The organism is Chitinophagales bacterium, assembly GCA_019638515.1.
Taxonomy (GTDB): Bacteria; Bacteroidota; Bacteroidia; order Chitinophagales; family LD1; genus UBA7692.
In genome coordinates, this window is the sequence record JAHBTS010000006.1 from 53,104 (window position 1) to 79,419 (window position 26,316).

Sequence of the window (26,316 nt, forward strand, 5' to 3'; positions counted from 1 at the left end):
AAAAATGCGTGTAATAAAATTTGGTGGTTCCTCGGTGGGCACGCCACAAAAAATAAAAGATGTTATTGCCATTACAGCAAGCATTGCAGCCAAAGAAAAAACAGCAGTAGTAGTATCTGCATTCAGCGGTGTTACCGATAACTTAATTGCTATGGCACAGCAAGCCTTGCAAGGCGAAGAGTACTACAAAGCAATCTACAAGCAATTAGAAAAACGCCACTGCGAAGCCGTAAAAGCCTTGGTGCCTGTAAAGCAACAGCCGCAAGTACAAGGCAATGTAATTCAACAATTAAATGCACTTTACGACCTTTGCAAAGGCATATCGCTCATTAAAGAATTATCGCCTAAAACACTAGATACTGTAATTAGTTTTGGCGAACGCCTCTCTGCCTACATTGTTTGCGAAGCAGCTAAAGTAACGCTTAAAAATTGCAGCTTCTTAGATGCCCGGGAAGTAATAAAAACCGACTCTACTTTCGGCTATGCAAAAGTAAATTTTGAGCAAACCAACCAACTCATAAAAAACTACTTTAAGCAAACCACAGGCACCATATTTATTACCGGATTCATTGGCTCCAATGCTGCCGGAGAAACTACCACTTTAGGTAGAAGCGGCTCCGATTACACTGCCTCCATTTTTGGCGCAGCACTAAAAGCCACTGCAATAGAAATTTGGACCGATGTAGATGGCATTATGACAACCGATCCGCGCATAGTAAAGCAAGCCTTTCCCGTGCCAAGCATTACTTACGAAGAAGCAATGGAACTTTCGCACTTTGGAGCAAAGGTTATTTTTCCTGCCACCATGCGCCCTGCCATGAGCGCCAATATTCCAATTTGGGTAAAAAACACTTTCAACCCTTCTTTTTCTGGCACGCTTATTTCAAACAAAAATTTAGATAGTACACTTGTAGTTAAAGGAATTTCATCATTAAACAACATTGCACTTCTTAATGTTGAAGGCAGCGGAATGCTTGGTGTAGCAGGTGTTTCTGGCCGACTATTCACCGCGCTTGCACAAGGCAAAATAAATATCATTCTAATCTCACAAGCATCGAGCGAACACTCCATTTGCTTAGCCGTACACGAAGGCGATATCGCCAATGCCAAACAAATTATTGAAGAAGAATTTCACTACGAAATAAAGAGTGGACTTATAGATGCTGTAGCCGTAAAAACAGATTTAAACATTGTGGCTATTGTGGGCGAAAACATGAAACACCTTCCCGGAACTGCTTCTAAAATGTTTGCAGCATTAGGAAAAAACGGTGTAAATATTATTGCCATTGCACAAGGCTCTTCCGAAAAAAATATTTCGGCAGTAATAGAAGCCAAAGACCGAACCAAAGCACTCAGTACGCTACACGAATCGTTTTTCCTTTCCGATAAAAAAGTACTGAATGTATTTGTGATGGGCGTAGGATTAGTAGGCGGAAAACTCTTAGATATTATTGAAAAACAGCGCAAAAATTTATTGCAAAAACAATTGATAGATGTACGCATAATGGGCATTGCCAACAGTCGCCACATGCTGCTTCAAAACGATGAAATAAAGAATTGGAAAAACACCATGCTCACTGCACAAGATACAAGTAATGTGCAGGCATTTTGGGAGCGCGTAAAACAACTTAATTTACCCAACAGCGTAATTGTAGATGCCACTGCCAGCGATGTACCGGTTGCTATTTACGAAAATGCTCTAGCTTCCAACATAGCCATTGTTACGCCCAATAAACGTGCATGTTCAGGCAAGTTCAGTTACTACCAAAAATTAAAATCGCTCAGCCTTAAACACAACACACACTTTCTTTACGAAACAAATGTGGGAGCCGGATTACCGGTAATCAATACGCTAAATGACTTACTCCTTAGTGGCGATGAAATCATAAAAATTGAAGCCGTAGTTTCCGGTACGCTCAACTATCTTTTCTACCATTTTAGCGAAGGCATGAGCTTTGCAGAACTACTACTAAAAGCAAAAGAGTTAGGCTACACAGAACCCGATCCACGCGATGATTTGAGTGGAACAGATGTGGCAAGAAAAATTTTAATTCTTGCGCGCGAGTGCGGCAGCACATTAGAACTAAAAGATATTGCCATAGAAAACTTAGTACCTGCTAAAAGCAAAAAAGCAACATCGGTTGAAGCCTTCTTTACCACACTTAAAACAGAAGAAAAATTATTTACCAATAAACTACTGAAAGCAAAAAAGAATGGCAATAAACTAAAGTATATTGCCACTTATGAAAACGGAGAAGCCAAAACAGCACTTGTAGAAGTAGATGAAAAACATCCTTTCTATGCACTTGCAGGCACCGAAAACTGCTTTAGCTTCACCACCACACGCTATCGCCAATATCCATTAGTTGTAAAAGGTCCCGGAGCCGGAGCCGATGTAACTGCAGCCGGTGTGTTTGCCGATATAATTAAAACTATAAACAAATAGCATACAAGTACAGCCCTAGCATTTGTAATCCAAGAAACCTATTGGATGCTTACATCAAAATTCACAGTTTTGTTGCATGTTTCATCGTGCAACTTTTTTATCTGCAACTGTAAATACACTACTGCTTTTTTTACTAAGCACACATGCATTTGCACAAACCAATCCATACCGCACTTCAGGCAACACTTTATATTGGAAAAACAAAATGCCTCATCCCGGTTATTGGCAGCAAGATGTGCATTACAAAATCCAAGCAGATATTGATGAATCAACCGATATTATTACCGGAAAACAAAGCCTTACTTATTACAATAATTCACCCGATACACTGCATGAATTATTCTTCCATTTATATCAAAATGCCTTTCAACCCGGAAGCTATTTACACGACTTGCAAATGGCCAATGGCGTAAAACCAAGCTATGGAAAATACGAAGCGGCAAGACAAGGAACCACCATTGAAAAAATACAAATTTACAACCACGCATCTGCCCAATCGCAAACACCAGAGATTGAAATTGACAACACTATTTTGAAAGTAAAACTTCTTCAGCCACTGTTGCCAAACGATTCTTCCGCTATCCATTTTCAATTCCGCACCTTTTACGATAACGGCAGCACACGCAGAAGAATGAAAAAATACAATGCATGGAATTTCAAACATTTTAATGGCTGCCAATGGTATCCTAAAGTCTGCGTTTATGATGCTCACAGCGGCTGGAATACAGACCAGCATTTAAACCGTGAATTTTACGGCAACTTCGGCACATTTGAAGTAGAGCTCACCTTTGCATCCAACTACATTGTAGAAGCCACTGGAGTATTGCTAAACGAAGCAGAGGTGCTTCCCGATACTCTAAAGCAACAATTGCACATCCGAAACTTTGCTCAAAAAAAGTGGAACGAAAAACCCGGCATTCCTATTCCTTACAAAAGGGGAATAACAAAAACATGGAAATATCGTGCCATCAACGTACACGATTTTGCATTTACAGCAGACCCCACCTACCGCATTGCCGATACCACCATTACACTCAACAACGGAAACCAAGTAAAATGCGTAGCCATTGCCCAAGAACCACATTGCAGCGGTTGGCAAAATGCACATGAGTATTGCGCGAAAATTATTGGCACATTCAGTCGCGATTTTGGCAACTACGAGTATCCTAAAATGGTAGTGGCAGATGCTGCCGATGGCATGGAATATCCTATGCTAACATTAGATGGCGGTAAAGACCCTGAATATCGCGGCCTATTGGTGCACGAAGTTGGGCACAACTGGTTTTATGGCATGCTCGGCAACAACGAAACCTATCGCGCCATGATGGATGAAGGCTTCACACAGTTTATTACCGCTTGGGGCTTAGAACATATAGACCAAACCGATACCATAGTGTACGAATGGAACAAAATAAAAAACCGCTACCTACGCCACTTTGTTGAACCACAAAACATTCGCGACTCGCGTGTTTATCTTGGCTATGTAATGGATGCAGCCCGCTGCAGCGATGAACCTCTAAATACTCACAGCGACCATTTCAACGGAGCACTTGGGCAAGGAGGCGGCTACCGCCACGTGTATATGAAAACGGCTACCATGCTCTATAATTTACAATACGTTTTAGGCGACTCGCTTTTTTTAGCAGCTATGCAACACTATGTAAATACATGGAAAATTGCCCACCCTTATCCCGAAGATTTTCGCAACTCTATTATTCGATTTACCAAGCAAGATTTAAACTGGTTTTTCGATGATTGGATGGAATCTACCAAAAGCATAGATTACAAAATAAAGTCTGTAAAAAAAGGCAGCATATCTGAAGAATACAACATCACTTTTGAGCGCAAAGGCAGCATGCAAATGCCTATTGATTTCCGTGTTATTGCAAAGAATGGAAAAACATACGACTATCACATTCCTAATACTTGGTTCACCAAAAGTACTGCTGCCACAACAATACTTTTACCTCGTTGGGTTGGTTGGGATAAACTACGGCCAACTTATACAGCTACGGTTGCTATTCCTTCCGGAATAAAAAATATTGTAATAGACCCAACCGAGCGTCTTGCCGATATTAACATGCTCAACAATAGGTTAAAAGGCAATACCGAGGTGCGATTCGATTCGCGCATTTTTCCGCCTCTGAGCCGTACAAAATACCGTGTATGGTTGCGCCCCGATGTGTGGTGGAATGCCTTTGATGGCTTTAAAATTGGTTTACACCTGCATGGCAACTACATGAACATAAAACATAGGTTTGCACTTACCGTTTGGGCAAATACGCACTTAGCACAAGGCGGTAAACCATACTTCCCACAAGAAGAAAAAGGTAAAGCAGGTTGGTTCTCTTACCGTTTCGACTACCAAACTACTATTGATAAATTATGGAAAAACGCGTCTGTTTATTTCAGTTCTCGTTGGTTAGACGGATATGAAATGTACCGCACCGGTTTACAGAAAAACTTACCGAAAAATTTTTCGATAGACATAAATTTAAAAGCATTTACACGCAACAGAATTGCATGGCGCAACTACTTGCTTTATCGCAACGAGTGGAGTACTATTTGGGATAACCACCACGGCTTTAATGCCAGTATAAACATTACTGCAAACTTTAATTATGCCAAACAAAAAAGTGGAGGAAATGTGCGTGCCACACTTAGAAGCGCTACACTTTTTAATAGCTCCAACTATCACTATTTAGAAATTGAACACACCAATACAACCTCTTTTTGGCGCTTAGATTTCCACAACCGTATTTATGGAAGAATAGGCACAGGAAATAACCTACCCAACGAAAGCGCACTCTACTTTGCTGGTGCAAACGCAGAAGAAATGATGGAAAACAAATATGTGCGTGCACAAGGCTTTTTCCCTCCGCAATGGACAGGCAGTTATGGTTCTTCTACCAATCATTTTCACTATGGCGGTGGTTTAAATTTGCGCGGCTACAGCGGCTACTTAGTAGTTGAAAAAGACAATGCAGGCAATACTGCTTTTGCCTATCGCGGCAATAGTGGTTGGGCTGTAAACACAGAACTTGATTTTGCGCGTATCGTTCAATTCAAAAAAAATAAACTGCGCGAATGGATAGGTTTAAACACTTATCTTTTTGCAGATGCAGGTATGATACACTACACCAATTCTATTGGCAAAAACCAATTCTCTCAACTGCGTGCCGATGCCGGAGTGGGCGCGGCATTTACCATAAAAAAATGGAGTGTACTGCAAGGCATTCAACCGCTTACTATCCGCTTCGATGTTCCGTTTTATGTAAGCCATGCGCCTGCTACGGAAAAAAACGTACAATGGCGTTTTGTGGTGGGCATCAACAGAGCTTTTTAATAAAAATGCCTTGCACGTTGAGCGTACAAGGCATTTACAATAGGTACAATAATTTATACTACCTCTACTTTTACTTGTAGCACTTCTTCATTCATTTCTATTTCATCGGCTACATCTAAAGTTTCTACAAGTGCAATATCTCTTGCCAATATTTCATTGCTGATGTATTCACGGAAGTTGTTCAATGCTTCTTCAAAAGTTGCATTCTTTACTACTGAAACTTTAATGCGGTCGAGCACTTGAAAGTCTTTATCTTTTCGTAAGTTTTGAACCTTATTGATAAACTCGCGGGCATTCCCCTCTTTGCGTAAAGCATCGGTGATGGTAACGTCTAAAGCTACCGTTAAACCTGCATCGCTGGCTACCAACCAACCCGGAATATCTTCGGTTTGAATTTCTACTTCGTGCAATTGCAATACAAATTCTTCTCCTTCCAATTGTAGTTTATACTGCTGCTCGCGCTCTATTTTAAGAATATCTTCTTGCTCAAATTGAGCTACTGCATTTTGCACAGCTTTTATTTTTTGCCCTGCTCGCTTTCCTAATTCTTTAAAGTTGGGCTTTATTTTCTTTTTCACCACACCGGAAGCATCGCTAATGTATTCAATTGCTTTTACGTTTACTTCGCTTAAAATGTAGTTTTCAACTTTCTCAAAATGTAGTTGCTGCGCCTCGCTCAATACAGGAATAAGTATTTTGCTAAGTGGCTGACGCACTTTAATTTTTTCTTTCTTACGCAACGAAAGAATAAGCGAACAGGATTTTTGAGCCAACTCCATTCGCTGCTCTAAATCTTGGTTTATGAAGTCTTCGTTTGCAGGTTCCAACAGTTCTAAATGTATGCTTCCGCTGCCATTTAAGTTTTGAAACAACCACTCACTTACAAATGGCGAAATTGGCGACATGAGTTTGGCTACCGTAACTAAGCAATGGTAAAGTACATCGTAGGCAGCTTGCTTATCGCTGCTCATTTCACCTTTCCAAAAGCGTCTTCTATTAAGGCGTACATACCAGTTGCTTAAATCTTCATCCACAAATTTTTCTATTGCGCGTGCTGCTTTTGTGGGTTCAAAATCTTCGTAATATGCTGTAGTTTCTTTTACTAAAGTTTGTAGGCGCGAAAGAATCCATTTATCTAGCTCCACAAAGTTTGGATTGTTTTCCAATTTACTATTAGGCTTTTGCGGCTTATCTATATTGGCATAGAGCGCAAAAAATGCGTAAGTGTTATATAAGGTTCCAAACAGTGAGCGCTGTACTTCCTGCAAGCCTGCAATATCAAACTTCATATTATCCCACGGATCGCTATTGCGCATCATGTACCAGCGAGTGGCATCGGCACTGTATTTTTCCAAGGTCTCAAACGGATCTATTACATTGCCCAAACGTTTACTCATTTTGTTGCCGTTTTTATCTAGCAGCAAACCATTAGACACCACGTTCTTGTAAGCAGGATATTTTCCATCGGTGATAGCGCAAGCTAATACATGTAGCGTAAAGAACCAGCCGCGAGTTTGATCTACGCCTTCGGCAATAAAATCGGCAGGGAAAAAACTACCCGCTTCAAACACGCCTTGCGAATTAAAGGAACCAACTTTTTCCTCGTTCTCAAATGGCCAATGCCATTGTGCAAATGGCATAGCACCGCTATCGAACCACACATCTATCAAATCCGGTACGCGCTTCATTGGCTTGCCCAAAGCTGAAACAAGGGTAATTTCATCTACCACAGGTTTGTGTAAATCTGTTACTTCTATTGGCCTTGATACGCCTGCTGCTACGGCTTTTGCTATTTCATTTTTCAATTCTTCAATGGAGCCTATGCACTTGGTTTCTGAACCATCTTCTGCAACCCAAATTGGCAGCGGAGTTCCCCAATAACGAGAGCGCGACAAATTCCAATCTACCAAATTTTCTAACCATTGCCCAAAGCGGCCTTCGCCTGTATGAGCCGGTTTCCAATTAATGGTTTTATTGAGGGCTATTAGCTTATCTTTTATTGCGGTGGTGCGTATAAACCAACTATCTAAAGGATAGTAAACAATAGGCTTATCGGTACGCCAGCAATGCGGATAATTGTGCTCGTATTTTTCAGTTTTAAAGAGTTTGTTTTCCAGTTTCAACTTCAATACAATTAAATCATCTGCACTCATAAAACTCTTTAAATCGGCAATAATGCCGTGCGCCTTCAGCACTTGCTTTTGGTGTTCAAACTCCTGTTGTTTTTCGGCATCGGTGTAGTATGCTTCTTTTACATAACGCATTTGAATTGGGAAAACAGCATCGTTTACTTCTTCGGTAAATTTTCCTTGCCTATCTACCAATGTAAGCGATCCTATTCCATTCTGCTTGGCTACCTTAAAATCATCGGCACCAAACGAAGGTGCAATATGAACTATTCCCGTACCATCTGTGGTAGTTACAAAATCGCCCAACACAACCCGAAAGGCATCGCCATCTTTTGGCTGAGTATATGGCAACAATTGCTCGTAATGTGTACCTTCTAGTGCTGCTCCTTTTACAGATAAGAGTACCTCGTAAGGAATTTTTTTATCGCCACTTTTATATTCTTCAAATTTTAAGATGGCATTCTCTGCCGGAAAATATTTACCGAATAAGTCCTTGGCAAGAATTACATGTATCAATTGATGCGTGAAAGCGTTGTACGTTTTCACCAATACGTATTCTATGTCTTTTCCCACTGCCAATGCCGTATTTGAAGGCAATGTCCACGGAGTGGTGGTCCATGCCAAGAAAAACACATCGCCCTCTACTCCAAACTTAGGCTCCTTTACTTTAAACTGAGCAACGGCACTCACATCTTTTACATTCCGATAGCATCCCGGTTGGTTTAATTCATGCGAACTTAATCCGGTACCCGCAGCCGGAGAGTATGGCTGAATGGTGTAACCTTCATAGAGCAATCCTTTGTCGTATAGCTTTTTGAGTAGCGCCCACAAACTTTCTATATAGTTATTTTCGTACGTAATGTATGGATGCTTCAAATCTACCCAATAGCCCATTTTTTCGGTGAGATCGTTCCATACATCGGTAAAGCGCATTACATCTTCTCTGCAAAGTTGATTGTAAGCTGCAACTGTAATCTTTGTGCCAATATCGGCTTTAGTTATTCCTAACTGCTTTTCTACATTTAGCTCTACCGGCAAACCATGCGTGTCCCATCCGGCTTTTCGCTCTACGCGGTAGCCTTGCAATGTTTTGAATCGGCAGAATAAATCTTTTATGGTGCGGCTCATTACGTGGTGAATGCCCGGCTTACCATTTGCCGATGGCGGTCCTTCATAAAACACGAAACGCCTATCTTCAGAACGCTCGCTAATACTGCGTTCAAATACTTTATTTTCTTTCCACCATTGTAAAATTTCCTTTTCAATAGCAGGCATATTTAACTGTTCAAATTCCGGGTAAAGAGCGTCTAATGAATTTTTCCTTTTCATATTTTATATGCAATTGAAATACTTGTAAAAAACAGGCTCGCGAAACTACAAAAAAAAGGAGCTAAACATTACGCTTAGCTCCTTTTAAGAAATTAAGGTATTAAGTATTACTTCATAACAGCAATAGTACCGGTAAAGTCTTTTTCTACATTGTTGTAATAACGAACTTTCATTACATAAACATAGGTATCAAATTGTACCGGCTCACCTTTAAAGGTTCCATCCCAACCTTCGCCATTGCCAATACCGTTTGTTTGTTTATCGTTCTCAAAAATTAGGTTACCCCAACGGTCGTACACTTTTACTTGTGCATCTATTGCTCCCAAAATATCGAACTCAAATCTATCGTTCAAGCCATCGCCATTTGGAGAGAATGCAGTAGGTAAGAAAGATGATTCAACTATACTTACAGCAACAGTTACTGTATCGCTGGCTGTGCATGAATCCTCATCCATTACAACAACTGTATAAGTAGTGGTAGAAAGAGGTGCAACACGTGGGTCGCTGCAATTGGTACTATCGGCACAGTTGCTGAAATTGAATGTACCCAACGGACTCCAAACATGGCTTACTACATTCTTAGTTGAATTAGTAATTGCTGAAAGTTGAGCTTCCATTCCTGCAAGGATTATTTGCTTGTCGCTTACCAAATCTACAGTAATAGCATTTGGCGCATTAATGGTGAAGGTAGCTATTCCCTCACAGCCATTTGCATCGCGTACTAACAAAGTATAAGTACCTGGCAATAAACCTGTAAACTCATTCGATGCTTGCGTAATGTTGTTCAATACATACACATAAGGAGCATTACCTCCAGTTACAGTTGCAGTAACTTTTCCGGTGGCAGTATTTGAACATTTAGAAGCAACTACGTTGGTTGTAACAGTAATTGGTACTGGTTGTGCCAACACAGCAGTATCTACAGCAATACAGCCATAGCTATCTGTAATTGAAACAATATATGTACCTGCAGCTAATTGAGTTGCCGTAGCACCATTCTGCTGAGGAGTAGCATTCCAGCTATAAGTGTAAGGCTCTGCACCTCCGGTTACAACTACTGATGCAAATCCTGTGTTGCCTCCGGTGCAAATTGGGTTGCTCACGCTCATTACAGTCGAAAGTTTTGTTTTCTCTCCAACTGTAAATGTTGCTGTTGAGGTACATCCCGAGGCATCAGTAACAGTAACGGTATAAACTCCGGCTGCTATACTTTGCAAATCTTGTGAAGTGGCTCCGCCAGTCCATGCAAAAGTATAGTTTCCTGCACCTCCCGAAACCGCAATTGAAATGCTACCATCTGCTACACCATTACATTTTGAATCGGTAACAGTACCTACAATTACAATTTGAGTGCTTTGGTTAATAGTAATTGAATCTGTAATGCGGCAATTGTTTTTATCAGTTACCACAACTGCATACTTACCTGCAGTTAAGTTGGTTTGCGCAGAATCAATTTCAAAATTACTCCACAAGTAGTAGTATGGATATGTGCCTCCGGTTACTACAGCCGAAACGCTTCCGGTTGAAGCTCCATAGCATACCACATCTGTTTTTTGCAATGTAACTACCAAAGGTAATGGCTCTATTACATTGTAAACACCAGTTGCCTCACAACCATTTCCATCGGTTACGGTAACACGGTAAGAGCCCCCTGCCAAGTTGCTACGGTCTTTGTTTACAGAACCATCATTCCATGCATAAGTATATGGTAAGGTTCCCCCGTATGCGGTGTTGATAATAACACCATCGCTGGCTCCGGCACAAGTTACATCTGTAATAATACCGGTTTGGTACAATGGACTTGGTTGCGAAACATCTATGGTATCTACTGCCGTACAGCCTTTTGAATCTGTAACAGTTACAATATAAACACCGGATGCCAATGCATTCAAATCTTCAAGTGTGTCGCCATTGCTCCAATTGTAGCTGTAAATTGGCGTTCCACCTGATACTATTAAATCTATACCTCCGTTGCTGTCTCCAGAACACTTAGGTGTTCTTACCAATGCATTGATATTTAACTGAGAAGGATTGATGATTTGTGCACTAGTAACTACCGAACAATTTTGGGTATCGGTAACGGTTACTTCATAAATACCTCCCGACAATCCGGTAAGGGTAGCTCCTGTTCCGCCATTACTCCAAGCATAAGTATAGCCTGGTGTTCCGCCTGTTACATTTACTGTAATAGAACCGTCATTAGCATTAAAACATGTAATTTGATTTACAGTTGTAGTTGCCACCAACGGTTGAGGTTCAAAAATATCAGCACTATCACGTTTTTCACATCCGTTATTATCGGTAACGATAACGATATATAAGCCACCATTCAAATTACCAATGCTTGAACTACCTTGGAATGTACTCCATAAGTAAGTATAAGGAGGAGTACCTCCACTTACAGTTACAGATGCTGTTCCATTTTTAGCATTAAAGCAAGTTACATCTGTTGAGGTTACTAACGATACAATTGCACTTGGCTCTGCTACTACATAAGAATCGGTAGCTGTACATCCGGCCAAGTCTGTAACCGTAACATCGTATGTTCCGGCAGGTACATTATTCAAATCTTCTAAAGCAGATCCATTAGACCAACTAAAGGTATAAGGAATAGTGCCACCCACCACGGTAATATCCACCTTACCGTTTGAAGCTCCATTACAAAGTGCATCTACTGCAACTCCTGTAAGAGCAAGTACTACCGGTTGGGTAACAGTTACAGTAATTTCTTGTGTACAGTTATTAGCATCTGTAACAGTTAAAGTATAGGAGCCTGCTGTTAAACCACTAATTGAAGCAGTAGTACCACCATTGCTCCAAGCATACGCGTAAGCCGGTGTACCACCACTAACTGTAACTGAAATAGCACCACTATTTCCATTGTTACATGCTACATTAGTAACAGTTGGGGTAATTACAATTGGTTGAGGCTCTGCAATAACTACACTATCGCGCAATTCGCAATTGTTTTTGTCTTTAACAATTACATAATACTTGCCTCCGCTAACTGCATTTATGCTTGAACTTAATGTAAAATTACTCCAGAAGTATGTATAAGGCAGTGTGCCGCCTGTTACACTTACTGTAGCCGAACCATTTGCTGCCCCCGGACAATCTACATCAACTTTAGAAATTGTAGCTGCCAGTGGTTGTGGCTCTGCAACTGTATAAGATGCAGTTACAGTACATCCATTAAAGTCTGTTACAGTGAAGGTATATGTACCTCCACCTAAACCAGCTAAATCCTGCGTGCTTGCACCATTGTTCCAAGCAAAAGTATATGGCTGAACACCACCTACTATTGATTGAGAAATAGTTCCATCCGAAGCACCGGAACAACTTACATCTTTTACTACACCGCTAACTTGAATAGGAGCAGGTTGCGTAATTGTAAATGAGCTTACTACACTACAATTATTGAAGTCTGTTACAGTAACTGTATAAGTGCCTACTTGCAATCCAGAAACATCCTCAGTAGCGGCACCATTAGACCAAGCAAAGGTATAAGGAGTAATACCACCGGTTGTAGTTAAATTGATTGCACCATTTGCACCGCCATTACAATTTACATTGGTTAATGAATCTAAAGTAATTACCAACGGCTGAGGCTCTGCAATAGTTATAGATTCTCTTGCTGTACAGCCATTGGCATCGGTAACTACCACAATATAAGTTCCACCGCCTACACCATTCAAATCTTCTGTGTTAGCAAATGTATTCCATGAATATGTATAAGGTGCTGTTCCTCCTGAAACACTAAAATCTACTGTACCATCATTAGCGCCTGCACAAGACACATCTGTACCTGAAATTCCGGTAACCAATGCTGACGGCTCATTGATAGTATAAGAAGCAGCTAAAGTACATCCGTTGGCATCTGTAACGGTAACCGTATAAGTACCTGCACCTAATCCGGTTAAACTATTTACAATAGCACCATTGTTCCATAAATAGCTATATGGCACTGTTCCACCAACTACATTTACATTTATAGTTCCATTCGCCAATCCATTGCAAGTTACATCTGTTTGGCTGCCTACTATATTCAATGCAACTGCTGGCTGAGTAATAGTTACACTGGTTACTTTCGTACATCCGTTACCGTCTGTTACCGTTACACTATATGTTCCGGCTACATCACTAATAGATGAGGTTGATGCTCCATTGCTCCATGCATAACTGTACGCTCCGGTTCCTCCACTCACAGCTAATGATGCTGTTCCACTATCGCCATTACACAATACATTTACTACACTGCTGCTTATCTGTATGGCCGCTGGTTCATTGATTACCACACTGTCTCTTGCACTGCAACCATTTACATCTGTTACTGTTACAAAATAGGTGCCGCCATTCAATCCGCTAATGCTTGATGTATTGGCAAAGGTGCTCCAGCCATAGCTGTATGGCGCTGTTCCGCCACTTACGCTTACACTCGCACTGCCATTGCCATCTCCATTACAATTCAAATCTGTTCCGCTCATTACTGTTTGCAAACCTGATGCTGGCGCTACTACTGTATAACTCTCTTCTACTGTACAACCATTTGCATCGCTTACTGTTACGGTATAGGTACCGCCTGTTAAGCCATTGATGTTTTGTGTAAGTGCTCCATTGCTCCATGAGTAGCTGTATGGGAATACGCCTCCTCCTACTGTAATCGATACACTGCCTGTATTGCCTCCATAACAGTTTACATTTACTACTGTCGCATTTACAACAATTGCTGTCGGTTCGGTTATCGTTACACTGGTTACTTTCGTACATCCGTTACCATCTGTTACCGTTACACTATATGTTCCGGCTACATCACTAATAGATGAAGTTGATGCTCCATTGCTCCATGCATAACTGTACGCTCCGGTTCCTCCACTCACTGTTAATGATGCTGTTCCACTATCGCCATTACACAATACATTTACTGTAGAAACTGAAAGTGTAAGTGCTGGAGCTTCTGTGATATTTACTAGGTTAGAAGTTGTACATCCATTTCCATCTGTTACCACTACAGTATAAAGACCTGCTAGAAGTCCTGAAATATCCTCTGTAGTTTGTCCATTGCTCCACAAATAAGTATATGGTGTTACGCCACCGTTTACTGTTAAGTCGATACTTCCATTTGCCCCTCCATTACAAAGTATATTTACTGAAGTAAATGAAGACGATAATAATGCAGGCTCACCTATTGTTTGCGAAACTACTTGCACACAAGCATTGGCATCTGTTACAGTAACACTATAAGTACCAACAGGGACATTTAAAATATCTTCTGTAGAAGCACCATTACTCCAATTGAATGAATAAGGAGAAGTTCCGCCTGCAACAGAAATATCCACAAATCCTGTACTGTCGCCATTACATAATACATCTCTGTAAGATGCTACATAAGCTGACAAAGGAAGCGGCTGGCTAATTGAAGCGCCTCCCACAGCAGTACAACCTTTACTATCGGTTACTGTTACATTGTAAGAATTTGCAGGAACATTGGTTATATCTTCACTTCCGGAACCATTACTCCATAAGTAAGTATAAGGAGCTGTGCCACCCGCTGTAGTAATGTAGATACCACCAGTAGAACCGCCATTACACAATGAATTTACCACAGAGTCTATAAGTACAGAAAGTAAGCCGGGCTGTGTAACTCCTGCATTCAAAAATGCAGAACAACCTTTTGCATCACGCAATGTTACCACATAATTATTCGCTGTTAATCCGGTAAATACAGGTACCGCTTGATATGTTATACCATTTATTGAATAGCTATATGGCATTACACCTCCAGAAAGCGTTACATAAATTTCGCCATCGTTTCCACCAAAGCAAGAAACATTTTTAATAGAATCTAATGTTGCCGATACTGCATATTGATTATTGATTGTTACAGTATCGCTTGCCAAACAGCCTTTATCATCAATTGCCGTAAATGTGTAAAAACCTGCGGCTATATTGCTGAATGTAGGAGAAATTTGAAATGGCCCTCCATTTAATGAATATTGATAAGGAGCTACACCACCTGATGCAAATCCTGTTAAACTTCCATCAAAAACATTGGCACAACTTGCATCTGCTGTAGCAAAAATTGTTGCCGATAATTGTGTTGGCTCACTAACTACAACCTGCGATGGATAAGTTACCGAACATGCACTATCATCTCTTATAGTTATAGTGTAACTTCCTGCAGTTAATCCCGTAAAAGGACTTGTTTGGAATGGTCCACCATCTAATGAATATAAAACGCCACCATTTGCAGAAGAACCGGAAGCTGAAATAGTTCCATCATTACCGCCAAAACATGAAACATCAGTATGGCTTACACTTACAAATGAAGGAAGCGTAAGAACATTCACAATACTTAGATTGTTATCATCGGAACAAACACCCGAAGTAACTGTGCGTTTATACCATATTGTTGAAGTTGCAAATGGAGGTTGATAATCTACACCACCATTTAAACCTGAAGCAGGAGTCCAAGTAGCTCCACTGTTTACGCTTTGCTCCCACAAATAAGTATAAGTTCCGGTTCCCCCCGTAGGTACGCCTCCAACAATAAGTGTAGGAGTTCCGGATGCACAAAATTTCTGATAAGTTGGGCTAACTATATTATTAGCAATGGTAGGTTGTATAGTTACTTTTACCACATTTGAAATTGCAGTATCACAACCTATGCCAGTAGCAAAATATTTTGTTCTAAAGAATGTTGTTGTAGAAACTGTACCCGTGGCATGTGATGAACTGTTGGTGCCAACATCGCTCCACGCTAAACTATCGGTACTTTCCTGCCATTGATAAGTTAATGTACCGGTACCACCGCTACCAACAGCTGTAAGTGTAGTACCTCCTGAACCACAAAAAGTTGTAGAACCGACAATGCTTACCGTTGGATCCGGTAACACAGTAATGGTTACGGTATTAGATGTTGCAGGCGAACAACCTAAGCCAGTTGCCGAATACACACATCTAAAATCAGTTGAAGCAGCCAATGCTCCGGTAGCCAATGTAGCAGTGTTACCACCTGTATTTTGCCATGCAATACCATCAAAATACTGCCATTGGTAAGTTAAGGTGCCTGTACCGCCACTTACAGAAGATGAAAGAGTTACACTGCCACCGCTACAAATAGTTTGTGCAGTACCAATACTTATGGTTGGATTAGGTACCACTGTTAAAGTTGTTACCGCAGAAGTATCCGCATCACAACCCGGCACTGTTGATGATAAAACACAACGGTATTGAGTAGTAGAGCTTAATACTGGTGTGGTGTAATTATCGCTGTTAATTCCTACATTATTCCAAACGCCTGCATTAAACACTTGCCATTGATAATTATCAGCACCGCTTCCACCAGTAACAGTAGCGCTTAGCAATACACCTGTTCCACTACAAACTGTTTGTGAAGGAGTAATAGTGATTGAGCCTTGTGGATACACATCCCAAGAAGCAATAGTAGCCGGAGATGTAGCTGAACAACCCGTTCCGGCAGAACAACTTCCGCGTTGCACTCTTATTTCTACACGATTAGTACCGCTTGTAGCTAAAGACGCACCTGAAGTATAAGCAGCCCATGCACTCCAAATATTTGACAAATCGCGTGTTCTATACTCATACACATCGCTACAACCTACACCACCTGTACCTGCATTTATAGTAGCGCTTACATTTTGGCCATCACATACCGCTGCTGAATTAGGCGTTTTTACATTCAAAGTAGGATTAGATGGTTGAGGGTTTACTGTCCAAGAAGCAATGGTTGTATAACCTGTTGAATTACAACCACTGAGAGCCGTGCAATTTTCACGTGCCACTCTAATTTCAACCAAGTTATATCCTGTTGTAGGAATTGAAGAAGCCGAAACATAAGCAGCCCAAGGTTCGTATGCATTTGCGGTAGTTCTTCTTCTATATTCATACGTATCGCTGCAACCTACACCACCAGAACCTACATTTATAGTAGCACTTACAGTTTGTCCTTCACAAATAGCAGCTAAATTAGGTGTTTTAGCATTTAATGTTGGAGCAATCGGCTGTGGCGTTACATCCCAAGCAGCAATGGTTGAAAATGCTGTTCCGGTACACCCTGTACCTGCAGTACAACCAGCTCTTTGAACTTGAACTTCTACTCTGTTCATAGCAGCAGTAGTTGCAATATTAGCACCCGAACTATAAGTAGTCCAAGCAGACCAAGTATTAGATAAATTTCTTGTTCTATATTGATATACATCTGAACAACCTACTCCACCTGTACCCGCATTGATGGTTGCATTTACACCTGTACCTGCACAAACCGTTGCTACATTGGGCGTTTTAGCATTCAATGTAGGTAAAGCAGGTTGTGCCTGAACATCCCAAGTAAGTTGGAAAGTTCCGGGAGAATTGGTACAGCCAGAGGAACAACTTCCTCTTCTAATTTGAATTTTGGCCGCATTGGTACCAACACCCACCCCACTGGTAGTGAAGCTACTGGTACTGCCCCATGCTGTCCAAGAACCTGAACCAGCATCTTGAAAACGATACTCAAAACTACATCCCAAACCGGTATTAGTTCCGCCCGATGGCGCAGAAGCCGAAACTACAGTTCCTGTACAAATGGCTGATAAATTAGGCGATTTTGTAGCAGTAGTTGGATCATCCGGCTGAGGCACTACGTTGAATGTTACATCTGAATTACACACACCAACAGTAGCACGAACAGTTACACTGCCTGCTCCGCCTGAATGGTTATAGGTAGATCCAGAAATGGAACCAGAACCCGAAACAATAGAATATGTAACAGTAGGGTTTCCAGAATAAGTTCCTCCCAAGGTAGAAGTTAATGCTTTAGAACCTCCGGTACAAATAGCTGCAGTAGAAGTTGTATTACTTATTGTTGTATTTTGGCGAACTTTTAAAACAGCAGAAGTTCCCTCCCAAACACTACCGCAACTGTACCTATGCACATACGCCTTGGCTGTACCTGTAAAATCAGCCGTCCATGCTAAAGAAGCTGCTGCCCCTGTACAGTCCGGCCCGTTATTATCGTTGTAGGCTTTATATGTATCTGCATTATCCCTTAATGTTAATTGAGAATCCCAACCGGTACCGCAAGTAGAAACCGTATAGTTTACTCCATTTACCACAAGAAATGTTTTATATGCAGTAGAAGGAATGGCAGTACTTGTGCCAAATGCTGCACAACCCACATCTACAGTTCCTGCATTATTGGTGGTAGCACCACACTGTGCATATACACTCGAAGAATATAGCACTAAAGAAAACAGTGCTAATAATGAAAATACTAACTTTTTCATGTTGAAATATGATATGAATGAAAAAAAGCGCACACCAATGTTAGATATGCGCTCCAATAAATATTATCTAGCTCTTTAAGATTTTGAACTCTGTTCTGCGGTTCAATGCTCTACCTTCAGGATTGTCTTTTCCTTCATCGGTTTGGTTAGGAGCCTTTGGTCTAGACTCGCCATAACCTACCGGTTTCAAGCGATCTTTAGAAATTCCTTTAGAAATTAAGTAGCTAACACAACTCTCGGCACGATCTTGCGATAACTTCTGGTTTGCAGCATCAGAGCCAATAGCATCTGTATGCGAACTTAACTCAATTACAAAAGTTGGATTCTCAACCAAAATTGAGTGCAGTGTATCCAATACTTCTTTTGATGATTCGGTTAAGGTTGCTTTACCAAACTCATACAGAATATTTTTAAGTGTATAGTCTTTATTTAATTCTAACTTAGTAAGGGCAACATCGGCTAAAACTGAATCTCTATTACCTAAACCTTTGGTAGTAAATGGAACTGTTTTGCTGAAATAGCCATTCTTTCTGAAGATAAGTTTGTAATCTTTATCACGATCTAAATCAAAAGCAAATTTTAAGTCGCCTACCTCTGTTTTACCATTTAAGATGGTACGCTGAACACCGCTTCCGCTTTGCTCAATTACAGTATAAACTACATCATCTAATTTCACTTCCGGTTTGCCATCTTCTACAACATTGCCATATACTACATAAGCACTTTTCCTCACACCTAAGTTTTTATTTATGGTGTCTTCCATAGGCAAGTCTTTTGTAGAAACAAACTCAACCGTTGGCTTAAATCCAGGGCGCACCACTTCTACTTCATAGTCTTGATCCGGCTTCAACTTAAAGAAGTAGTTGCCTTCTTTAGAAGTTGTATCTACGGCAACTAATTCACGTGTGCCATCAGCATTTTTGCGATATAAATTAAAAGTAGCTCCTTCTAATGAACCGCCATCTACATCGCCATCTTTAAATGCAATACCTTCTACAGCATAGCTGAAAACCTCCCAAGTAAAAATATCATCAGATGCAGAAGCGATGCCGTTTAAACTTCTTCCACCAGGGCGGTTAGAAGTAAAGAAACCATGCTCTTGATTGGCAGAAGTATTGTAATACAGTTCATCGTAACCTGTATTCAATATTTTTCCTAAGTTGTGTGGTTCTGTCCAACTTAAATCGCCTAATTCTTTGCTTGAAAACACATCGAAACCTCCAAAACCCGGATGTCCGTTTGAAGAAAAGTAAAGTGTTTTATTGGTTTCGTCCCAAAATGGAGTAACATCATCACCCGGAGTGTTTATTACTCCACCTACTAGTTTAGGCGCAGTATATTCGCCACTTTTGATTCTGCTTGTAAACCATATATCTAAGCCACCTTTACCTCCGGTGCGGTCGCTCACAAAATAAACTATTTCGCGACCATCGCTGCCGGTTCTAACCGTAGGGTGAGTGCTAGTAAATTTCTCCTTAAAATTGATTGGTTCAGGTAAACGCTCTACATTGCTGAACTTACCTTCTTTTGCTGTTGCTACAAAGATATTGCACAACGAGCGATCGTCTTCCATATCGGTGCATTTAGTGAAATAGAAGCGTGATTTATCTGCATTAAAAGATCCGTTTCCTACATTATATTTAGGAGTATTTACATCCTCATTTTTTATGGCAGTAGGTTTGCCCCATGTGCCATCTGCTAAAGTAGTGGTATAAATTTTGTATTCAGGTCTTTCCTTTCTCTTATTATCAAACACTAGTGTATCTGATGGCAAAGAAGAGAAGTACAATGTTTTTGCATCGAAAGGCGCAGGCGATAATTCATTATAGGAACGGTTTACAACAGGGCTTAAACGCAATGTTTTAATTTTTGAATTGTAAGGATTTAAACCAAGCTCGCATCCTTTAATTCCATTATTGGCCAACTTTGCCCATTTTTCTTTATCTTCTTTACCGTAGGAACTTTTGAACTTGCCATATTCTTTTATGGCTTCTTCGTATTTACCATTGCGGTGCAATGCTTGACCGTAATAAAAATGGTATTTATCGAAGAGTTTTTCGTCTTCCTCTTTCCATTTGCTTTCTTTATCTTTTTCACCTGGTTTAATAGTTCCAAATTTCTGGAAGAATGTTTCTGCAGCTTCGTAATCTCTAGACATGAGCAAACTCATTGCTAACCAATAGTTGGCATAACGATTTTCAGGCTTTACCAATACTACTTCTTTGTAGTACTCTGTTGCAGTGTAGTATGCAGATTCTGCAAAGAAACGGTCGCCCAATTTCAAATAGCGCTTTACATTTAACTTACGAGTTTCTGTGTCGGTGCCGCCTTTTTTCTTTTTCTTTTCACCTTTAGCCTCAGGTGCTTTTTCTGCCTTTTCTGTTTTTTCTTTCGGGGCTTTTTCTGCCTTTTTTTCTTTAGTTCCTTGTGCCACAATACAATTTAGGGCAAGCAAACTGATAGAAAGAAGTAATATTGCTTTACGCATTTGGAAGAGTTTTTTTGATTGATTCAATTTCTAATGAAAATCCGCTGTAAATAGGTTCTAATTTCAATACTCAAAATGAAACCTATAAATTAGAATCTGCGGCTTGGCAAACTCTTATTGGCTTTGAACGATTTGATACTTTCACCAATATAGCTCAATGAAATTTCGAAACCTCCACGGTTTTGAGTAGCAGCGCTCAGTTTAGAAAGGTTCACATCGTAAGCAAATCCCAAACGCACGTTTTTAAATTCTACTTGTGCCAATACCACAAAAGCATCGCCTCCGGTGCCATTAACACTTTGTCCTAAACGGTAACGACCTCCCAAGTGTACGCTATTGTTGTTTCTAAATCCGGTATTGAAATAATAACTCACCAATAAACCCGGAACTGCTTCCATTTGCTTGTCTTTATATTGGAAAATAAATTCCGGAGTTAAAGACACATTCTTCTTTTTGGTAAGGAAGGCTTCTACACTCAAATCTGCCACAAATCTTCTGGTTAAGTTACCAAAAACTCCGGCAGAATCGCGCACAAAATCCTCTTTAGGTTGAATAAGGTGATAAGCTGCAAAGCCTGCATTCAACTTTACTTTATCTTTAATATTAGAACGCCAGTATAAACCCGCATTAAAATCGAAAGTATGATCACCTCGCATCAATTGCTCCGAAGTGTAATTTCTTACAGTTTGGTCGTGCCCTTGAAATTGGTCCGCAAACAAAGGATCTGTAATTCTTTTTTGCATATAAGCGCCTTGTGCGGCAAAAGATATACGGTGCTTACCGTCTTTATCTATTCCTTTATGGTAAGCTACCGACAAAGAAGCATTTAACACCGATAAACCTGCTTGACCTGAAATATCGTTGTAAAAACCAACACCTACAGCCAACTTGTCGGTTCTTAAGTAATTCTCTAAGAATGAAACATCAACATCGGCAGCCACAGTTTGGTAGGCTTTGCCCGCCAAAGCGCTTCTCCATTGATTTCTGTATAATGCCGCCAAGCGGAAACTACCATCGTAATTACCCACCAATGCCGGGTTCATGGCAGATGCAAATGTGTAGTACTGCGAAAAGTGGATGTCTTGTGCGGCAAGGGTTCCAAACAAAGAAACACCTGCAAGTGCCGAAACAAACTTAGCTCGTAGATTTAAAGCCATAGTCACTATTTAGTTTAGTTTTTCAAAAAAGATGAGTGCCAAAGGTATAAAAAATCACAAAAGTTCAAATGAAATGAAACATTTTGTGAAAATAAATTTCGCTACGCCTTTTTGGGTTGATAGATGCGCACTAGTATTACACTCAACACAATCCCAACCAATACCATGCCGATTGCTATGATTTCTGCCTGTTTTAAATGAAATCCTGCAATGTTTATTAGATTTCTGTCTGAAATATCTCTAATTTTTTCAATTGAAAATCGCTGAATTCCATTTAATATAAGAAAAACGGCAAATATCATTCCCGGCAAATGGGTAACCTTCTTCCGTATTGCCAATAAGAAAATACAGATAAGAGCACATTGTATAAATTCATAAATGGGAGTTGGATACACCGGCAATACCAAGTGAGTACAAAAATTGCCTTCGCATCCCGGAATGGGAACTCCGGCATTGATGATATTGTGTGCATAATCATCGCTCCATAAGAACTGCGGAATAAATGAAGGCTTGGGAGCCACATTCACAATTCCCCAATCGCCATCCCCACTTACTTGGCAGCCCAGCCGCCCTATGCCGTTTGCCAGAATATAGCCCGGAGCCACACTATCGAAAAAATGTAGTATGTGTATCTTTTTGAAATAAGCATACACACCAAATCCAATTCCTGCGCAAATTAAGCCTCCAAAAACTGAAAGACCGCTAAACAGTGAACCAATAGGGTCTTGCATAAAGGTGCTGTAATCTTCGGGGTTTTCTAAATAATTAAACAAGTTGGCACCCAACACGCCTAATACAGCCGCAATAACAACCAAATCGCCAATTTGCTGACTGGGATATATTTTCACTATTTCGGTTTTGGGGGTTGGCAGTTGTTCTTTCTTTTTACCGTAATAATAGTAGCCGCCAAACAGTATAGCTCCAATTATACCCGCTATCCAATTTCCTTCCATAGAAAAAATAAATGCCTGCGGATTAGCGCTAAATGTTTCTTTATCTAAAAACACAGCTACCAATTTAAACAGCACTACAAAGCCCAACAACGCATTGGTAAGAATTTCTGCAGGCTTAGGTGCTTCGCCCACCGTTACTGTTTTGGTGGTATAATTTAGCAACCCCAGCTTTTCTCTACGCCTCATTTCCCACGCTACAATTGCTGCTGCTACAATAAAGCCACATGCCACAAAAAAACCATAACTGTAAATAGGTAAAAATCTTAAATCTATACCCGATATTTCAAATAGCCAATCGGTAATTCGGGGATAACAACGCAATAACACCATGTGTGAATTTTGAGGCGAATAAAACAAAAAAGTACGCTATAAAAGTTAATAGTGTATGTATGCACTCTTATTTCTTAACACCATTTCTACTTTAGCTGTATGGAATTACTGAGTCAATTTGCACACACATTCGAGCAAGAACTACTTAAAGAAATTGAAGAAAAAGGCAAAACTATTTCGGTAGCAGAAGGCGAAACTATTATGGAACCCGGGCAAACCGTTCGCAACATTCCAATACTGCTTTCGGGCAGTTTAAAAATTACCCGCCCTAATGAAGAAGGGCAAGAACTCCTCCTCTATTATGTGAATGCACACGAAAGTTGCGCCATGACATTTACTTGCTGCATGCAGCAATATCCCAGCGAAATTAGAGCAGTAGCAGAAGACGCCTCGGAGTTACTACTCATTCCCATTTCGGTAATGGATACTTGGCTTATTAAATATCCTACTTGGAAAAGTTTTGTAATGAAAACCATGCGTGCTCGCTTTAATGAATTGCTAAAAACAATAGACCAAATAGCTTTTCAAAAATTAGATGAACGATTGGTGCACTACCTCAAACAAAAATCACAAGCCACAGGCTCTACTATCATAAACGCTTCGCACGAACAAATAGCAAACGAACTGGCAACTTCGCGCGTGGTAATTTCGCGACTGCTTAAAAAACTTGAAAACGACCAAAAACTATTGCTTTACCGCAATCAAATTAAACTGCTAAAAGATTTGTAACAATAGTTACCGCTCCACAAAAAAGCACCACCGAAATTTGCCTCTAAAATTTAGAGGTATGAAACAAAACATTGGAACAATAGACAAAGCAGTAAGAATACTCACTGCCCTTGCAATTGCAGCACTTTACTTCACCAACCAAATAAGTGGAACTACCGCCATAGCATTAGGTACACTAGCTGCCATATTTATAGTAACTGCAACCATTGGCACTTGCCCACTTTACCTGCCATTTGGTATCAACACCAATAAAAAATAATAATGCAGTACGCTATAATTATTGCAATTGGAATTATGGCCGGGCTACTGGGAGGGCTACTGGGTTTAGGCGGAGCCATCATTATTATACCTGCATTGGTAATGTTGGTAGGTTTTTCGCAAACATTGGCACAAGGCACTACTTTGGTAATGCTTACATTGCCTGTGGGTGCATTGGCAGCATGGCAATACTACAAAGCAGGCAATGCTGATATTAAAGCAGCATTGCTCTTATCGTTAGCATTCTTTTTAAGTAGTTTTCTTGGAGCCAAGTTTGCCAATCAAATCCCTCAGTTACTTTTAAAAAAATCGTTTGCCGTAATGCTACTTTTAATTGCACTTAAAATGCTTTTTATAGACAAAAAATAAACTGTAACAAAAGTGGCTGAAAGAACGCCACACACCTTGCACCTTTGCACAGTAAAACACTAAAAACGCAATTATGAAAATAGAACAAATTTATACCGGATGTTTAGCTCAAGGAGCATACTATATCGAAAGTAATGGAGAAGCTGCCATCATTGATCCCTTGCGCGAAGTACAGCCCTACATTGATATGGCTCAAAAAAGAAATGCCACCATCAAGTATATTTTTGAAACCCATTTCCATGCCGATTTTGTTTCGGGGCACATAGATTTATCTAAGAAAACAGGAGCACCAATTGTTTACGGCCCCACCGAAGTAGCAACCGGATTTGAACGCATTATTGCCGAAGACAATCAAATTTTCCGCATTGGCGACATTCAAATAAAACTTCTACACACACCCGGCCACACTATGGAAAGCAGTTGCTACCTTCTATTCGATGAAAATGGAAAAGAAACCGCCTTGTTTACCGGAGACACTTTGTTTATTGGCGATGTGGGTCGCCCCGATTTAGCACAAAAAATAGTATCGGATCTAACGCAAGAAAAACTTGCCGGATACTTATACGATTCGCTGCGCAACAAAATTATGCCCCTGCCCGATTACATCACAGTTTATCCTGCACACGGAGCTGGCAGCGCATGTGGCAAAAACATGAGTAAAGAAACATCCGATACACTAGGAAATCAAAAACGAACCAATTATGCATTGCGCCAAGATTTAACCAAAGAACAGTTTATTACCGAAGTTCTCACCGGATTAACACCTCCTCCCGGATATTTCCCACAAAACGTACTTATGAATATCCAAGGGTACGATACCATAGACACCGTAATGAACAGAGGGAAGAAACCACTATCGCCCAACGCTTTTGATGCAGCCGCAAACGAAACCAACGCACTGATATTAGATACAAGAAATGCCCAAGACTTTGCCAAAGGTTTTGTTCCAAACTCCATAAACATTGGTATTGATGGCAGCTTTGCAGTGTGGGTAGGAACCTTAATAACCGATTTACAACAACCCATACTTTTAGTTACCGATCCGGGAAGAGAAGAAGAAGTCATTATACGCTTAGCACGAGTTGGTTACGACAACACCATTGGTTATTTAGAAAATGGATTTTCATCATGGAAAGCAGCCGAAAAAGAAATAGAACAAATTACATCTATTACTGTTGAAGAATTAGCAGCTGCTGCCAATGCAAATCCCCACCTTTCTATTTTAGATGTACGCAAACTTAGCGAATACAATTCCGAGCATATTGTAAACGCAACTAATGCACCTCTCGATTATATAAACAACAGCATGGCACTCATAAACAAAAACCAAACTTACTATGTACACTGCGCAGGCGGCTACCGCTCTATGGTATTTGCCTCTATACTAAAAGCCCGCGGCTACCACAACCTAATTGATGTACAAGGAGGTTTTAAAGCCATAAAAGAATACGGAAAATTCCCAATAACCGATTATGTATGCCCCACAACAATGCTATAA

General features: G+C 40.4%; 11 protein-coding genes. 6 read left to right on the plus strand and 5 right to left on the minus strand.

The window, feature by feature from the left end; genetic code table 11:
- The first annotated feature begins 4 nt into the window (after positions 1–4).
- Together thrA and KF872_10640 are read left to right on the plus strand one after the other, a co-directional pair.
- Positions 5–2,446, plus strand: coding sequence for a bifunctional aspartate kinase/homoserine dehydrogenase I (gene thrA / locus KF872_10635; GenBank protein ID MBX2903996.1), 2,442 nt, complete (start codon positions 5–7; stop codon positions 2,444–2,446).
- 76 nt (positions 2,447–2,522) lie between these two features.
- On the plus strand, positions 2,523–5,792 hold the full coding sequence (locus KF872_10640) for a hypothetical protein (protein MBX2903997.1): 3,270 nt from the start codon (positions 2,523–2,525) through the stop codon (positions 5,790–5,792).
- Between the two features lie 53 nt (positions 5,793–5,845).
- Here the strand turns inward: KF872_10640 and ileS are convergent, their stop codons facing one another.
- The 5 genes from ileS to KF872_10665 form a co-directional block, all read right to left on the minus strand.
- Positions 5,846–9,250: an isoleucine--tRNA ligase gene (gene ileS, locus KF872_10645; GenBank protein MBX2903998.1), complete on the minus strand. Its 3,405-nt coding sequence runs from the start codon at positions 9,248–9,250 to the stop codon at positions 5,846–5,848.
- A gap of 107 nt (positions 9,251–9,357) precedes the next feature.
- On the minus strand, positions 9,358–18,534 hold the full coding sequence (locus KF872_10650) for a gliding motility-associated C-terminal domain-containing protein (protein ID MBX2903999.1): 9,177 nt from the start codon (positions 18,532–18,534) through the stop codon (positions 9,358–9,360).
- A 67-nt stretch (positions 18,535–18,601) separates the two neighbouring features.
- A complete protein-coding gene (locus KF872_10655; protein MBX2904000.1) occupies positions 18,602–21,022 on the minus strand; it encodes an OmpA family protein in 2,421 nt (806 codons plus the stop codon).
- Between the two features lie 89 nt (positions 21,023–21,111).
- Positions 21,112–22,179, minus strand: a complete 1,068-nt coding sequence (locus tag KF872_10660; GenBank protein ID MBX2904001.1) for a PorP/SprF family type IX secretion system membrane protein — start codon at positions 22,177–22,179, stop codon at positions 21,112–21,114.
- A 101-nt stretch (positions 22,180–22,280) separates the two neighbouring features.
- The gene (locus KF872_10665) at positions 22,281–23,462 is read right to left on the minus strand and encodes a prolipoprotein diacylglyceryl transferase (protein MBX2904002.1); all 1,182 of its coding nucleotides are present in this window, start codon (positions 23,460–23,462) and stop codon (positions 22,281–22,283) included.
- Between the two features lie 99 nt (positions 23,463–23,561).
- On the opposite strand from KF872_10665, the gene KF872_10670 reads away from it, so the two are divergent.
- The 4 genes from KF872_10670 (at position 23,562) to KF872_10685 (ending at position 26,316) form a co-directional block, all read left to right on the plus strand.
- A complete protein-coding gene (locus KF872_10670; GenBank protein ID MBX2904003.1) occupies positions 23,562–24,191 on the plus strand; it encodes a Crp/Fnr family transcriptional regulator in 630 nt (209 codons plus the stop codon).
- A 58-nt stretch (positions 24,192–24,249) separates the two neighbouring features.
- The gene (locus tag KF872_10675; GenBank protein MBX2904004.1) at positions 24,250–24,450 is read left to right on the plus strand and encodes a DUF2892 domain-containing protein; all 201 of its coding nucleotides are present in this window, start codon (positions 24,250–24,252) and stop codon (positions 24,448–24,450) included.
- 2 nt (positions 24,451–24,452) lie between these two features.
- Positions 24,453–24,818: a sulfite exporter TauE/SafE family protein gene (locus tag KF872_10680; protein MBX2904005.1), complete on the plus strand. Its 366-nt coding sequence runs from the start codon at positions 24,453–24,455 to the stop codon at positions 24,816–24,818.
- A gap of 73 nt (positions 24,819–24,891) precedes the next feature.
- Complete coding sequence (locus KF872_10685; protein ID MBX2904006.1) at positions 24,892–26,316, plus strand: MBL fold metallo-hydrolase; 1,425 nt, start codon at positions 24,892–24,894, stop codon at positions 26,314–26,316.